The sequence below is a fragment of the Plantactinospora solaniradicis genome, from assembly GCF_042658085.1.
Classification (GTDB): Bacteria; Actinomycetota; Actinomycetes; order Mycobacteriales; family Micromonosporaceae; genus Plantactinospora; species Plantactinospora solaniradicis.
In genome coordinates this window covers 35,618-51,008 of the sequence record NZ_JBHSPR010000054.1, presented here as the reverse complement: position 1 = coordinate 51,008, position 15,391 = coordinate 35,618, and the positions used below count along the sequence as shown (strand labels likewise).

Here is a 15,391-nt window from a genome sequence, read left to right as displayed (position 1 = left end):
TCAGGGGACGGGTCGGAGTCAGTAGACGAACGGCCAGCCGGCCGAGTCGTAGCCGATCCGGTTGATGCCGAGCAGCGATGCGCCGTTGTTCGCGTAGTAGTGGTAGACGAGTGCGTCCCCGTCGGTGTCCGGCAGCACCGTCTGGTGGCCGGGACCGTGGATGTCGCCGTGCGAGGCGAGGACCTGGGTACCGCCGCCGGAGGTCAGCGCGGTGCCGTTCCGGTCGACGAACGGACCGGTCACGCTGGTCGAGCGGCCCACCATCACCCGGTACGTGCTGGACGCGCCCTGGCAGCAGCGGTCGAACGAGACGTACAGGTAGTAGTAGTTGCCGCGCTTGAACACCGTCGGTGCCTCGATCGCGCCGCCGTTGCGGCCGGCGATGCTCCGGATGGTGCTGTCCGAGCGCTTGCCGGTTGCCGGGTCGAGGGCGACCATCTTGAGCCCGGACCAGAACGAGCCGAAGCTCAGCCACCACCGGCCCTGGTCGTCCACGACCAGGTTCGGGTCGATCGCGTTGAAGTTGTCCGAGGTCCGGGACTCGATGACCAGACCCTGGTCGGTCCACGAACCGGAGGCGCCGGTCGAGCTGGTGGCCAGGAAGATGGCCGAGCGGTTCGAGCCGAACGTCGAGGCCGAGTAGTACAGGTAGTACCGGTTGTTGTGGAACGAGATGTCCGGCGCCCAGAGGTTGCGGCTGCCGCCGGTGTACGTGGTGGTCCACGGCGCGCCGCTGGGGAAGACCGCTCCGGCGTTCCGGAACGCCACCCGGTCGGTCGAGGTCTTCAGCGCGACGTTGTCGCCGGTGTGCGCGAGCAGGTAACCGCCGGTCGGCCGTCGGATGATGGTGGGATCGTGTACGCCGACGTCGCCGGTCACCCGCTGCGGAGCCGGGTACGCGGCCGGCGGCACGCCGGGGGTCGTACTCGGGGTCGGGTTGGCGGTCGGGCCCGGGGGTGTGGTCGGGTCCCCGCCGCCGACGGAGCCGACCCGGACCAGTTGCCACTGCTGGTTGGCGCCGCCCTGGTCGGCGTACTGGCTGATCCGGCCGCCGTCGGCGGTGGACCACTCCCAGACGTCCAGTGCCTTGTTGCTCTGCCGGTTGATCAGCCGGACGTGGCCGCCGTCCGAATCGGCGAGCCGGAACTGCTGGTCGGTGCCGCCCTGGTCGGTCCACTGGACGATCTCGGCGCCATCGGCGTTGGAGGAGTTCAGGATGTCCACGACCTTGCCGCTGTTTCGGGACCGGAGCCGGTAGTAGCCGCCGCCGGAGTCGACGAACTGCCACTGCTGCCAGGCGCCGTCGTTGCGGGCCCACTGGACGATCCGGCCACCGTCGGCGGTGGACCGGTCGTACACCTCGAATGCCTTGCCGCTGTGCCGGGACACGAGGACGTACCAGGCGTTGGTGTCGACGGTCGCGGCCGAGGCCGATCGCGTCGGGACCGCGATCGCACCGGCGACGAGCATCGCGGCGATCGCCAGTACGGTGGCGGGGCGGATGAGCCTGCGCCGGCTCATCCTGGTCGGTTGCGGGGAAGCTGAGGCTTCCATGGTCTTCCTTCCGTCGGTCCGCCTCGGGGGTGAGGACGGCGCCGAGCCGCGGAAGCTCCGGCGTCGGTCGTGCCGCCGAAGTTCGGTTCGGCGTCGGTCGTGCCGTAGCCGGTCCGGCGTCGGTCGTGCCGCCGAAGTTCGGTCCGGTGTCGGACGCCGGGGAGTTCCGCAGGTTGGCGTGCTGGTCTGTTGGTGGTGGAGCGCCCTGCGCGCGGTGAGGTGGAGCGCCCTGCGCGGTGGGGTGCACGCCGGTCGCCGGCGTCGGGGACGGTGCCGGCGGGGGCTGCCGCAGGGCCCGGGTGCCGGCGCTCAGCCGGCGGTGCAAGGTGACATTCCGCCCGGACGTATCGATAGTGTTCGCGCTCACATCCATCGATGTCAAGGAGGAATCCGCTTTCCTGCTAATCTCGCCGGCCCTTGACTCCCATCGATGTTAGCGGTAACACTATCCTCCGTAACACCGAGGTAACAGAGGTACGCCCGACGGCGTCAACGAGAGGGATCCGGCCATGGTGTCGATACGGCGCAGAGCACTGTCGGCGGCGCTGGGCGTCCTGCTGCTGGGCGGGGCCGGTACGGCCGTGCTGTCCGTACCGTCGACCGCCTCGGCGGCGGAGCCCTACGCCGGGTACGTGATGGGCTACTTCACCGAGTCTCCGGGCCGGGTAGCGAACAACTACGGGCTGCATCTGGCGGTCAGCACCGACGGATTGCAGTGGACACCGCTGAACCAGAACAACCCGGTGGTGACCCCCACCGCCGGCACCCGGGGCCTGCGTGACCCGTACATCGTGCGCCGGCAGGACGGCACGTTCACGGTCATCGCCACCGACCTCAACGGCACCGACTTCACCCAGCAGAACCAGTACATCCACGCCTGGGACTCGCCGGACCTGCGCAGCTTCACCGGCTACCGGCGGCTGCGGATGCACACCATGCCGACCCACACCTGGGCGCCGGAAGCGTTCTGGGACGCCAGCCGTGGCCAGTACGGGATCATCTACTCGGCCTACAACGGCACCCGGGACGTCTTCTACGTCAACTACACCAGCGACTTCCGGACGGTCGGCTCGGCACAGCTCTTCTTCGACCCCGGATTCAACGTCCTGGACGCCACCATGCACATCAACAACGGCACCAACTACCTGTACTACAAGCACATGGGCGACGGACGGCTGTACGGCGCCAGGTCGACCAGCCTGAACCCGCGCAGCTTCGACCGGGGGACGTACACCGCCGGGGTGGTCAACGGCGGCATCGAGGCACCGATCGTGGTCAAGGCCAACGACCGGAACGAGTGGTACCTCTGGGGCGACTCCTTCTCCCCGAACAACGGCGAGCTGTACGCCTGGCGCAGCGGCAACGTCAACGCCGACAGCTGGTCACCGTTGACGAAGGCCCAGTACAGCCAGCCGCTGAACGCCAAGCATCCGACCATCATCCCGATCACCGCCACCGAGCGGACGAACCTGCTGTCCCGGTGGGGTGCGCCGAACTGGAACCGGATCAAGTCATACAACTTCCCGGACCAGTTGATCCGGCACGCCGGCAACGTCGGGCGGATCGACCCGTACCCGTTCGACCCGTTCGCCGACGCGCAGTGGCGGCTGGTGCCCGGCCTCGCCGATCCGGCCGGGGTGTCGTTCCAGTCGGTCAACTACCCGAACCAGTACCTGCGGCACTCGGGCTACGCGATCGTGCTGGCGGCGAGCGACGGTTCGACGACGTTCGCGGCGGACGCGACGTTCCACCGTACGGCCGGACTGGCCGACTCGGCCTGGACCTCGTTCCGGTCCCACAACGTCCCCGACCGCTACCTCCGGCACACGAACTACGTGCTGCGGATCGATCCCCTGTCGAGCAGTTCGGCCGCCAGCGACCGGCAGGACGCCACCTTCCAGGTCGGCCACTGAACCCCGATCGTCGGCTCGCCGCCGGCACCGCCAGCCGTGGAGGAGATGACCATGCGCCGTCCCGACCCGCTCTCCGTCGCCGCCGAGGCACCTGGACCGCGTGCGCCACGCGGGTCGGGTGACCGTACCCGACGGCTGGCCCGGCCGGTGGTCGCCGCCGCGACCGCGGTGTTCGCGGTGCTGGCCGGGCTGCTGCCGGCCCTGCCGACCCAGGCCGCGCCCGCGGTGAACTACACCAACCCGCTGGTCAACCAGCGCGCCGATCCGCACATCTTCAAGCACACCGACGGCTACTACTACCTGACCGCCACCGTGCCGCAGTACGACCGGATCGTGCTCCGCCGCGCCACCACTTTGCAGGGGCTGTCCAGCGCCGCCGAGACGACGATCTGGCGCCGGCACACCAGCGGCGAGATGGGCGCGCACATCTGGGCCCCGGAGATCCATTTCATCAACAACCGCTGGTACGTCTACTTCGCCGCCGGCCGCGCCGACGACATCTGGCGGATCCGGATGTACGCGCTGGAGAACTCCAGCGCCAACCCGCTCACCGGATCGTGGACCGAACGCGGCCGGATCAGCACCCCGTGGGACACCTTCGCCCTGGACGCCTCGACCTTCGTCGCGAACGGGGTGCGCTACCTGACCTGGGCCCAGTCCGAGCCCGGCATCTCCACCAACTCGAACCTCTACCTCGCCCGGATGGGCAGCGACCCGTGGACCATCACCGGCACGGTGACCCGGCTGACCGTGCCGACGTACGACTGGGAGACCCGGGGCTACCGGGTGGCCGAGGGGCCGTCGGTGATCCAGCGGAACGGGCGGATCTTCCTGACGTACTCGGCCAGCGCGACGGACGCGAACTACTGCCTCGGACTGCTGACCGCCTCCGCGACGGCGAACCTGCTCAACCCCGCCTCCTGGACGAAGAGCGCGACCCCGGTGTTCGTCAGCAACGCCTCCACCGGCCAGTACGGCCCGGGACACAACTCGTTCACGGTCTCCGAGGACGGCCAGAGCGACATCCTGGTCTACCACGACCGCAACTACCGGGACATCAGCGGTGATCCGCTGAACGACCCTAACCGGCGGACCCGGATCCAGAAGCTGTACTGGAACGCGGACGGCACCCCGAACTTCGGCATTCCGGTGCCGGACGGCGCCACCCCGGTACGGCTGCGCTCGCACGACCTCACCACCAGTTACCTGCGGCACTACGACTACCGGGGGCGGTTGGAGGCCAATGTGGCCCCGCTGGCCGACTCGCAGTTCCGGATCGTCACGGGGCTGGCCGGCTCCGGGTCGGTCTCCCTGGAGTCGACCAACTTCCCCGGCTACTACCTGCGGCACCGCAACTTCGAGGTCTACGTGGAGCGGAACGACAACTCCGCGCAGTTCCGCGCCGACGCCAGCTTCCTGCGCCGGGCCGGGCTGGCCAGCAGTGCCGGGATCTCCCTGGAATCGCAGAACTCCGCCGGCCGGTATGTCCGGCACCGCGCCGGGCTGCTCTACGTCGAGGCGGTGAGCGGCACCGACCAGGCGTCCGCCACCTTCCACCTCGAATGACGTCAGTGCGGGGTCGGCAGGTCGACGACGGCGGAGTTGTGCGCCGCCCACACGGCGGCTCGCTCCTCCTCGCTGCCGGCGGAGTGCAGGGCGTCGACAAGCGCGTCGACCTCCGGGGTCATGACGGCGAGGATCCGTGCGCCGGTGTCGCCGACCGTGGCGAACGTGTGCGTCGTGCCGGCGGGTACGACGAGGTACTCGCCCTCGCCGAGCACCTGCCTGACGTCGCCGAGCAGCACCTCGAGTCGCCCACTGAGGACGCAGAACGCCTCGTCGGAGCCATGATGGACGTGCGGCGGCGCCTGGTCCTCGGGGATCGGAGCGAGTTCCCATCGCCTGATCACGAAGTCACCCATGTCGATGACGGTACCCATGCACCGCGGTCCGGACATGCCCGTCCGGAGGATTCGGGCGACCGAGGGTCGGGGTCGGTGCGTCACGGCATCGCGTAAGGCAGCGGTACGACGTCGAGTAAGGAAGGCGACAGGGGGTGTGTTGGAGGCGTCGGGCTGCCAGCCAGGTCGGTAAGGATGGAGGCATGCCTCCGCGCGCCCCTGCCCTGCGCCACGCCGTCGTTATCGGTGGCAGCCTTGCCGGTCTGTGCATCGCGCGTACCCTGCTCGACCACGTCGAGCGGGTGACCGTGGTCGAGCGGGACCGGTTTCCGGAGGCCCCGCAGGTGCGGGCCGGCGTACCCCAGGCATACCACCTGCATATCTTGATCACCTCGGGTCAGCGGGCCCTCGAACGGCTCTTTCCCGGTCTGATGGCGGAGCTGCGTGGGTCCGGCGCGGTGTCGGTGGCGGTGCCGACGGACGTCCTGTACCTGAGCGCCACCGAATGGCGGGAGCGGTTTCCGGCGACCCACGAACTGATCGGGGCCAGCCGGGAGTTGATCGACTGGACCATCCGGCGGCGGTTGCTGGCCGACGAGCGGATCCGGTTCCTGACCGCCCACGAGGCGGTCGGGCTGCTGCCGGGAAACGACGGGAGTTCGGTCGCGGGCGTGGCACTGCGTCCGCGCGGCGGTGTCGAAGGGGTCGAGCGGCTCGACGCCGATGTGGTGGTCGATGCCAGCGGGCGCGGTTCCCGTACTCCCGACTGGTTGGATGCGCTGGGCTACGGCCGCCCCGAGGAGAGCCGGATCGACGCCGGGCTGGGCTACGCCAGCCGGCGGTACCTCGTTCCCGGCGGGGTCGCCGATGGTTGGAAGCACATCCTGTTGATGCCGAACCCGCCGCAGACCTTCCGTGGCGGCGTGCTGTATCCCATCGAAAACAATCGCTGGATGGTCACCCTGGGCGGACTCGGCGACGAGGTTCCGCCGACCGACGAGGCCGGATTCCTGGAGTTCGCCCGCGGGCTGCGTAGTCCGGTGCTCTACGAGGCGATCCGGGACGCCGAGCCGGATTCACCGATCCACGGCTTCCGGTGGACCGCCAACAGCCGCCGGCACTACGAGACCATGGCCCGCTGGCCGGACGGCTTCCTCGTGGTCGGGGACGCCGCCTGCGCCTTCAACCCGGTCTACGGCCAGGGTATGAGCGTCGCCGCGCAGACCGCGGCACTGCTCACCGAGCACCTCCGGACCCGTCCGGGCAGGTTCGGCCGAGCCGCGCAGGCCGTGGTCGCCGAGACGGGCACGGCGGCCTGGACGATCGCCACCGGCGCGGACGTGCGCTACGCGGCCAACAAGGTCCGGCTGGCGCGGCGGGTCCGGTTCTCGCACTGGTATCTGGCCCGGACCGCCGAGGTGGCGAACCGGGACCCGTACGTGAGCAGGACGTTGACCGACGTGCTGTACCTGGTCCGGCCTCCGGCGGCGCTGATGTACCCGAGGATGGCGCTGCGGGTGTTGCGGGGGCCGACCCGTCCTCCGCTGACGGCACCTCCGGTCCGGGTGCCGGGTGCTCCGCCCGGCCCGGGTGCTCCGCGCTGACTCCACCGGAGTTCAGGCATCGGTCCTGGCCCGGACGGTGAGCACTCCGGCGAGGTCGATGTCGTCGGAGCGACCGCCGAACCCTGACTCCGAGATCAGCCGCGCCCCGAGGACGGTGCTCCAGAAGGTCCGGGCCTCGACGTCGGCGGGACGGTCGATGACCCAGTCCCGGCGGTCGAGGATCGCGGTCAGGTACTGCCTGGCCTTGCGGAACAGCAGGGCGAGGTTCTGCTCCGCCACCGGCCGCAACTCCGGTCGGCGTCGCGTGATCGACATCGCCTGTACGGCGATCGGCACCGCCGGTAGGGCCAGCGCGGTACGCGCCAACGCGGACCGGAAGGACTCCGGGGTGTGGCGGCGCCGGCCGACCGGCTCCAGCCGCTCGGCCTCCCGGAGCAGCAGCATGAACGCCGCGTGCACGAACAAGGCGTCCTTGGACCCGAAGTAGTAGGTGATCTGGTTCGGATGTGCTCCGGCGGCGGTGGCGATCTCGGCGACGCTGACGGCGTCGAAGCCACGCTCGGCGAACAGCGCTGCGGCCTGTTCGAGGATCTGCGAGCGGGTACGCCGACCACGGGCTCTGGGCGGTTGGCTGGTGGACACCTGATAGTTGTATGCGATACAACTAACTGAGGACAAGCCGGCACACCGACGAGAAGGAGACAGCATGAGCGAGCGAATCGGTCGGCTCGGTTTCCACGCTCATGACGTCGACGAGCGAAGCGAGGAGGGGACATGAGCGCCTCGGACGTGGTCGTCACCGGACTCGGTGCCACCACACCGCTCGGCGGGGACGTCGAGTCCCTCTGGCAGGGCATGCTCGCCGGGCGCTCCGGGGTACGCCGGATCGACGACCTGGTGTCGTCGTTCGCGTACGCCGACGATCTGCCGACGAAGATCGCCGCGCCCATGGCCGTCTCGCCGGACGGGGTGCTGCCGCGGGTCCAGGCTCGCCGGATGGACCGCTGTCAGCAGGCCGCGCTGGTGGCGGCCCGGCAGGCCTGGGCCGACGCCGGAAGCCCGGAGGTCGATCCGATCCGCCTCGCCGTGGTGATCGGCACCGGGATCGGCGGCGTCAACACGCTGCTCGGCCAGGACGACCTGCTGGAGGAGAAGGGCCCGTACCGGATCTCCCCGCTCACCGTCCCCATGTTGATGCCGAACGGGCCCGCCGCCTGGGTCAGCCTGGAGTACGGCGCTCGCGCCGGGGTCTACACCCCGGTCTCCGCCTGCGCCTCCGGAGCCGAGGCGTTGGCGCTGGCCGCCCGGCTGATCCGGGCCGGCGAGGCCGACGTCGTCATCGCCGGTGGCGCGGAGGCCGCGATCGCGCCGTTGACCATCGCCGGATTCGCCCAGGCGCGGACGTTGTCGAAGCGCAACGACGATCCCGAAGGGGCGTCGCGACCGTTCGACGTCGACCGGGACGGCTTCGTGCTCGGCGAGGGCGCCGGAATCATGATCCTGGAGCGGGCGGACTTCGCGGCCGGCCGGGGTGCCCGGGTGCTCGGACGGCTGGCCGGCTACGGCATCACCTCGGACGCCCACCACATCACCGGACCGGACCCGACCGGCGCCGGGCAGATCCGGGCGATCCGTACCGCCGTCTCCGTCGCGGGGCTCGAACCCCGCGACGTCGGACACGTCAACTGCCACGCGACGTCCACAGTGGTCGGCGACGTCGGAGAGGCGGTCGCGATCCAGGAGGCCCTCGGCGACGACGTCGTGCTCACCGCGCCGAAGTCGAGCATCGGGCACCTGGTCGGCGCCGCCGGTGCGGTGGAGGGCATCCTCACGCTGCTGTCGGTCACCAACGGTGTCATCCCACCCACCATCAACCTCGACCGCAAGGCTTCCGAGGTCCGGTTGGACGTCGCCAGCGACGGGCCCCGGAAGCAGCGTCTCGACGCGGCGATCTGCAACTCGTTCGGGTTCGGCGGGCAGAACGTCTCCCTGCTGTTCACCAACTAGCGCTGATCTCCGTACGGTCCGTGCCCGTGACCACATCCCCGTTCCCGCCGACAGCTTGGCGCGGGCAACAACGGCGGTCCATGCGTGTGACCGGCCACTTCGGGTGATCAGATCTCCGATGCGGCCGCCCTGGAAACTCTACGAGCTACTCAGGGTGACGGCTCCGGCTGACGTACGGCGTCCGATCGTGCCGAGAAGAGTGTGTTGCCGCGAATTTCCCATGGCTGGCATCCGCTGTCCCGACTCAGGGTGTAGCGGGTAACCCGGCGCGGCACAGTTCAAGAGCGTCTCGAGCACCGCGCAGGGCTGCGATCACGTTGGGGGAGGGTCGCACGTGCACTTCAGGAAGATCGAGACCAGTCGATCCGTTGGTAATCGGGTAGGCCAGTTGCTCACGCCCGAGCCGGAATTGGGCGTCGATGCCGGTGCGGTTGCCGCGCGGGTCCTGGCGATGCCAGCGGCCCGCGAGGTATACGGCAACGAGGCCGTGCAGGAAGGGCTCTCCCCCGTCGGTCAGCTGTTGGTAGCACAACCCGGCCGGAACGCCGGCGGCCCGGGCCACGGCCACCAGCAGGTGCGACTTGGCATAGCAGAGGCCGACGCCGGCGCTGAGCACCTCCCCAGCGGTGACGGTGATCCGCGGATCCTGGGCGTCCACGGAGTGCCGGATCCGGTCACGAACCCATGCGAAGGCGGCCCGCATGAAGTCGACGTCGTCCGGATGCGCCGCGCGTAGTTCACCAGCTAACGCCCGCACTGCCGGATGGTCCACCTCGACGACCATGTCACCGCCCAGGTACTCCAACGGTTCGCCCGCGACCAGTTGCATGGCTGTCCCTTCCCCGCCGCTTGTCGGATCGATGCTGCTCCATCGCGCCATGACCCATCGCGTTACGGTAACGGCGCTATTTCACCGCAGCCACGCTTCGCCTGTCACCCTCATTCCCGGACACGGCTGCGGCAACGCGCACTGATCTGCCGCAGAGCGCGCGGTAACGAGCCGCACGGCGTCACACTCAGTCGCTGGCACTCCTAGGTTGCCTCGTGCGCACTCCGAGATCACTGCTGTGGCGGCCTCGGTGGCCTAGCCGCGTCGTTGGCTCTCGTAGCGGATCTCGTAGCCGGTTTCGGGTTCGGTGATCCCTGTGCGTCCGGCGAAGACTCCGCAGTTGCCGATCAGTCGCTGGGTTGTCCGCTTACGCAGTGCGTACCAGCAAAGACCCGGGTCACGGTGGCTGATCAGGCGACGCGTGATCCACGCCCGGGTCTGCTGGATGTCGCAGTGTGGTCCGCTGCCGATGGTGTGGGTTTGTGGGTCGCTGAAGATCTCGTGGAGCTCCTCGACGTCGTCGGAGACGAAGGCGACCAAGTCCAGTTGCGGGCTCGTCAACGACGGCCTCATCCCGCCGTGGGTCAGCGCTGGAGCGTCGTTCACGGTACGAGGCTAACTTCCCTGCTCTCCGGCCGATCGACCTCGATCACCGCCCAGTTCGGGTGAACCTTGACGACTTCTTGTCGCGTCCACAACAAGAAGTCGTCAACATCTACGCCATCTCGTCGCTGATGGTGGTGGGGCGTCGTGACCGGGTGCGGGGGCGTCGCGTGGACTACTTCGACGACCCCCGGAAGCCCCGCCGCTGAACTCGTTGGTGCCGGCCGGGTCCGGGTACGCCGACGGGCCCCGACCTCATCCCGAGGTCGGGGCCCGCCTCTTGCTGATCCTCTCGTCAGTTCATGTCGGTGATTCGGCGTAGGTCCTCGGGTGTCGGGGTCTGTGACGGCAGCAGGATCCGCACCGACGGCGGCAAATAGTCATCCTTCATTACCTCCAGCCAGGTCGCCGCGACCTGCATCCGAGAGCAGTTCGGCAGGCCACACGGCCGACAGCCGTCGACCCCGCGCGGCCAGTGGGCCGTCATCGTCTGCCGTGCCACCACGGAGACGAGCTGCCGCCGGTCGGCCGGTACGACGCGGTCGGTGATGACGATCCATAGCGCCCATTCGGCAGTCGGGCACCAGGCGCCCCGGCAGCCGTCGCAGTGCCGAGCCTCGGCGTGCGTGGTGATCGTTGCCCACGCCCAGTCGATCGCCAGGCCCGGCGCGCTCTCCGGGACGTTCCTCGTACGGCCCCCAGCCGGGCCGCCAGGGTCCTCCGAGGCGTTCCTGCCAGTACACCTCGGCCCGGGACCGCCGCCACCGGGCCCGGAGCTTCGCCAGCATGCGCACGTCGCACTCCTCCATCCGGGTACGTGGCGCCCCGGACCACCGATCACGGAGCGCCACTCTCAACTTGATCCGGCACCGGTCCGGGCCCCGTACAAGGCCCCGGACCGGCCGGGACGCGAGCCCTACGGATCCAACCGGCCCCTAGCCGACCATCGCGCCCACAACTCAGCGTGACCGCCGGTCCGGTCCGGAGCTAGGGGGCGCATGTCAGCAGACACGTCTGCTGACGCGGCTGACACGGTTTAAAGACCGAGACGACGCTCCAGTTCGGCCGCCCGCCGGGCCAGCCGGAGCGACCGCGTGGCCTCAGCGATCGACGCCGCCTCGATCACCGCCGCGCCCGCTTCATCCCGCTCGCCGGCCGCCTCGTGCGCAAGACCGAGATGCACAAGGTAGTCGCCTACCCACTCCGCCCGGCGGGCACCCGGCTCAAGGTCGTCGAGCCCGGACGTCAGGTGCTCGACCGCCTCGCCGCACCGGCCGCCGACCTGCAATGCCAGCCCCCGCTCCAGCGCGAAGAACGCGGGTGTCCGGTAGTAGTGCCAGTCCGGCGTCGGGCCGTGGTACTCAACCGCCTCGGCGGCCAGGTCGGAGCCGACCCGCAGGGCCTCATCGGTGGCCCGGTCGTCGCCGGTCAGGGCCAGGCCGCGCGCAAGCTGGTAGTGGTCGTATGCCCGCTGGCCCACGTAGGCGCGGTGATCACGCAGGGACGCCGTGCTGAGTCCGATGAGGGCGCCGACGTCGCCGGCCAACCAGGCTTGGTGCCCCTTGTAGCTGAGGACCGTTGTCAGCATCTCGTAGTCGTCCGTTTCGGCAGCCCACCCGCACGCCTGGTCGAGTAGTTCCCCGGCCGTGCCGAGCAGACCGGACGCCATGTGCAGCCAGGCGGCGAACTGGGCCCACTGAGCGGCGAGGTCGAGCACGTCGGTACGCAGCTCGCCCCGGACGTTGGCCAGGCCCGCGCGGACGATATCGAGGTGGCTCATGGTCGAGGCGATCAGCGGAGCGGAGCCGAACGCGTCGTCGAGCCGGCGCTGCTGGCCGAGGATCGTCCGGAGCGCGTCGACCGCCGGCGCGTCGATGCTTCGAGGTCGGGCGGCGACCGAGTCGATTCGGCTGGCGGTGTCGGGGTCCAGCGCGGTGTCAGTGACGAGCGCAGCGAGGATGCCGCCGCTGTGCAGCGCGGCGTCCAGGCGCTGGGCTACGTCGACTCCACCGGGACGTTTCTTGCCAGTCTCCAGTTCCCACAGGTAGGTGTGTGAGTAGCTGGTGGCCTCGGCCAACTGGCGCAGGGTCAGGCTGGACAGCTCGCGTAGTCGGCGCAGCTCGGCCCCGAATCGCGGGTCGACAGCCACAGGTCGCGGCATGGCTTGCTCCCAGATAGGGCTGGGGTGGTGGCGCCCTGGGCCCTACCCTGGGTCGCCACTTCGGACGGTACACCGATCAGCGGCTGTCGACCGGATGCGCTGCCGGTCGGCGATCCGTCTGTGTTCACCGCCCGTCCGTTGGCCAGCACGCTGGCGGTCTCCGACGACGCCACCGAGGTTGTCTGGTAGCCCCGACCGACATCGGAGGCATACCGATTTATTGACCTTGGCGAGTGCGGTTGGTTGAATGCGGCAAGCGCTCTCCGTCGATCTTGGAGCCCCGTCTTGCAGATCCCGCGCCGCGCCGTCCTGTCGATGATCCCCGCAACCGGCCTGCTGGCGGTGGCGCAGCCGTTGCGGGCCCGAGCCGCGACGCCGCCGGGCGGGGTGACCGCGGAGGCCACCGCCGACCACGCCGTACTGCTCGGCAACACCGTCGCGATCTTCGCCGGCACCGCCGAATCCAACGCCCGGCCCGAGGTCGCCGCCAAGCTCGTCGCCATCGACGGGGCCGCCCGGTCCCGACTCGACGCGCTCGACAACGCCGGACCGGGCGAACTCTTCCGGGGCGTGCCGCTGGGCACCAGCGATCCGAACCTGACGACGTCGTTCCAGTACCTCTACGAGATCGCCCTCGCCACCCGGGCCCCCGGCGGCACCCTTTCCGACCCCGGGTCCGACCCCGAGGCGACGGCGCGACGGGTCATCGACGGTCTCGGCTGGCTCTACGACAACTACTACGGCGACCAGTCGAAGGGCTACTACGGCAACTGGCACAACTGGGAAATCGGCATCTCCAACCACGTCAGCAAGATCCTGGTCCTGCTGGCGGCGCAGATCGCGGCGTACCGGCCCGACCTTCCCGCCACCTACGTCGCGGCGATGGACGCGTACCTGCGCAACGGGAAGGACGGCGACGTCGACCTCGACTCGCGCTTCCACACCGGCGCCAACCTCGCCGACATCGCGACGAACCGGATCCTCCAGGGTGCCGTCCTCGGCGACGACGCCCGGATCAGCAAGGCGCTCGCCGACCAGCTCACCGTCTTCGCCACCATCGACCCGTACGACCTGCGGCACGGGGTCACCGACGGCTACTACGCCGACGGTTCGTTCATCCAGCACGCCTCGGTCGCCTACACCGGCTCCTACGGCAAGAACCTGCTCACCCGGGTCGTACAGACCATCAAGATCCTCGAAGGCACCGGTTACGTCCAGGGCGACGACCTCGTCGGCGTCGTACAGGGCTGGGTGGTGAACGGGTTCGCCCCGCTCATCTTCGAGGGCTGGATGATGGAGATCGTCAAGGGGCGCGCGGTGTCCCGGACCACCACCGGGTACGCCGACGTCGCCATCGTGGTCGAGGCGGTCGTCGACCTCTCCGGCCATGCCACCGGTGCCGACGCCCGGGCGCTGGCCGGCTACGTCGCGTTCGTCCGGCAGACCTCCCGGGCCGCGCTCAACCCGACGACCTTCGTCTCCCCGGTCAGCATCGCCCGCTACACCGACATCCTCGCCGATCCGACGATTCCGGTTGCCGACCTCAACCCCGCCGAGCGCAACGTCGGATTCAACGCGATGGACAAGACCGTGCACCGCCGCCCCGGCTACGCCTTCGCGCTGGCCCGCAGCTCCGCTCGGATCAGCAAGTACGAGTACATGAGCGGCGAGAACCTGATGCCGTGGTTCCAGGGCGACGGCGCGCACTACCTGTATCTCGCCGGACAGGACCAGACCCAGGCGTACGGCGTCGACTACTACACGACCGTTTCGCCGTACCGGCTGGCCGGCGTCACCGCTCCGGTGGAGCACCGGCACACGATTCCCGAGCTCTACGGCACCGCGTGGTACGACAACCCGGAGCGCGGCTTCACCTCGTCGTCGGAGTCGCAGAACACGTACGTCTACTTTCCGCGCGGCACCAACCGGTACTCCGGCGGCGCCAGCCTCGGCCCGTACGGGGCGGCCGGACTGGTCCAGTCCAGCGACGTCGGGTACGCCGCGAAACGGGCCGGCGAGCTGCCCGACGACTTCGTCGCCTACCGCAACGCCGAGGCCACCAAGTCGTGGTTCATGCTCGACGACGAGATCGTGGTGCTCGCCGCGGGGGTTGGCGACGCCGCCGGCCGCGCGGTGACGACGACCCTCGACAGCCGGATCGCCGAGGCGACGGACGCCGTCACCCTGACCGGAGAACTCCGGACCGGCACCGCCTTCACCGGCACCGGTACGGCCCCGCTGGCCTGGCTGCGCTACGCCAACGCCGGTCAGGGCACGGCGGTCGGTTACGTGTTCCTCGCCGGGCGCCCGCCGTCCGTTCTCCTCGAGACGGTCACCCGGAGCCGCCGGGTCGTCCGCACCGCCAACCCCGACACGATGGTGCGCAAGCAGGTCTTCTCGGTCGCCGTCGAGCAGGCCGCCGGCACGCCGCCCGGCACGCTGGCGTACGCCCTGGTGCCGAACGCCTCGGTGCAACGGCTGCGGTCGTACCGGCACGGGCCGGTGGCGGTCCTGGCCAACAGCACCCGGATCCAGGCGGTGCGGCACTCCGGGCTGGGTCTGGTCGCGGCCAACGTCTTCGCGTCCGGCCGGCACGAGGCCGACCGGCTCGTCGTCGACGGCCCGGCGTCGGTGCTCGTCCGGCAGGCCCGCGACCACACCGTCGCGGTGGCGGTCTCCGATCCGACGATGGAGCGCGACACGGTATCGGTGACCCTGCGCGGCCGGCGGTACCGGGTGCTCGCGGCGGACGACGGCGTCCGGGTCCGCCGAGTTCCCGGCGGCACCCGGATCGAGGTCACCACGCGGCGGGCGTACGGCCGCAGCTTCCAGGTGACGCTCCGGTAGTCCCGGCCGGA

At 69.8% G+C, this 15,391-nt stretch carries 12 protein-coding genes; 6 read left to right on the top strand and 6 right to left on the bottom strand.

Features of this window, described 5'->3' with window-relative positions:
• Positions 1–18: 18 nt before the first annotated feature.
• Positions 19–1,521, bottom strand: a complete 1,503-nt coding sequence (locus ACFP2T_RS38035; protein WP_377430870.1) for a family 43 glycosylhydrolase — start codon at positions 1,519–1,521, stop codon at positions 19–21.
• A gap of 542 nt (positions 1,522–2,063) precedes the next feature.
• On the opposite strand from ACFP2T_RS38035, the gene ACFP2T_RS38030 reads away from it, so the two are divergent.
• On the top strand, positions 2,064–3,467 hold the full coding sequence (locus ACFP2T_RS38030) for a glycoside hydrolase family 43 protein (RefSeq protein WP_377430868.1): 1,404 nt from the start codon (positions 2,064–2,066) through the stop codon (positions 3,465–3,467).
• A 51-nt stretch (positions 3,468–3,518) separates the two neighbouring features.
• The gene (locus tag ACFP2T_RS38025; protein WP_377430866.1) at positions 3,519–5,033 is read left to right on the top strand and encodes a family 43 glycosylhydrolase; all 1,515 of its coding nucleotides are present in this window, start codon (positions 3,519–3,521) and stop codon (positions 5,031–5,033) included.
• Positions 5,034–5,035: 2 nt separating this feature from the next.
• Here the strand turns inward: ACFP2T_RS38025 and ACFP2T_RS38020 are convergent, their stop codons facing one another.
• Positions 5,036–5,389, bottom strand: coding sequence for a cupin domain-containing protein (locus ACFP2T_RS38020; protein ID WP_377430864.1), 354 nt, complete (start codon positions 5,387–5,389; stop codon positions 5,036–5,038).
• Positions 5,390–5,571: 182 nt separating this feature from the next.
• On the opposite strand from ACFP2T_RS38020, the gene ACFP2T_RS38015 reads away from it, so the two are divergent.
• Entirely contained in the window at positions 5,572–6,972 is a 1,401-nt protein-coding gene (locus tag ACFP2T_RS38015; RefSeq protein WP_377430862.1) for an NAD(P)/FAD-dependent oxidoreductase, read from the top strand.
• 12 nt (positions 6,973–6,984) lie between these two features.
• On the opposite strand, the gene ACFP2T_RS38010 is transcribed toward ACFP2T_RS38015, so the two are convergent.
• Positions 6,985–7,575 carry a TetR/AcrR family transcriptional regulator C-terminal domain-containing protein gene (locus ACFP2T_RS38010; protein WP_377430859.1) on the bottom strand — a complete coding sequence of 197 codons (591 nt, stop codon included), beginning with the start codon at positions 7,573–7,575 and terminating at the stop codon, positions 6,985–6,987.
• A 132-nt stretch (positions 7,576–7,707) separates the two neighbouring features.
• Between ACFP2T_RS38010 and ACFP2T_RS38005 the strand changes: the two genes are divergently transcribed.
• The gene (locus ACFP2T_RS38005; protein WP_377430856.1) at positions 7,708–8,940 is read left to right on the top strand and encodes a beta-ketoacyl-[acyl-carrier-protein] synthase family protein; all 1,233 of its coding nucleotides are present in this window, start codon (positions 7,708–7,710) and stop codon (positions 8,938–8,940) included.
• Between the two features lie 244 nt (positions 8,941–9,184).
• Here ACFP2T_RS38005 and ACFP2T_RS38000 read toward each other — a convergent pair whose 3' ends face one another.
• A complete protein-coding gene (locus ACFP2T_RS38000; protein WP_377430854.1) occupies positions 9,185–9,769 on the bottom strand; it encodes a transglutaminase-like domain-containing protein in 585 nt (194 codons plus the stop codon).
• A 255-nt stretch (positions 9,770–10,024) separates the two neighbouring features.
• Positions 10,025–10,375, bottom strand: coding sequence for a GNAT family N-acetyltransferase (locus ACFP2T_RS37995; protein WP_377430851.1), 351 nt, complete (start codon positions 10,373–10,375; stop codon positions 10,025–10,027).
• A 77-nt stretch (positions 10,376–10,452) separates the two neighbouring features.
• Between ACFP2T_RS37995 and ACFP2T_RS37990 the strand changes: the two genes are divergently transcribed.
• On the top strand, positions 10,453–10,581 hold the full coding sequence (locus ACFP2T_RS37990; RefSeq protein WP_377430849.1) for a hypothetical protein: 129 nt from the start codon (positions 10,453–10,455) through the stop codon (positions 10,579–10,581).
• An 827-nt stretch (positions 10,582–11,408) separates the two neighbouring features.
• Here the strand turns inward: ACFP2T_RS37990 and ACFP2T_RS37985 are convergent.
• Positions 11,409–12,533, bottom strand: a complete 1,125-nt coding sequence (locus ACFP2T_RS37985; RefSeq protein ID WP_377430846.1) for a helix-turn-helix domain-containing protein — start codon at positions 12,531–12,533, stop codon at positions 11,409–11,411.
• A gap of 315 nt (positions 12,534–12,848) precedes the next feature.
• Between ACFP2T_RS37985 and ACFP2T_RS37980 the strand changes: the two genes are divergently transcribed.
• Positions 12,849–15,380, top strand: coding sequence for a polysaccharide lyase family 8 super-sandwich domain-containing protein (locus ACFP2T_RS37980; protein WP_377430843.1), 2,532 nt, complete (start codon positions 12,849–12,851; stop codon positions 15,378–15,380).
• Positions 15,381–15,391: the final 11 nt, after the last annotated feature.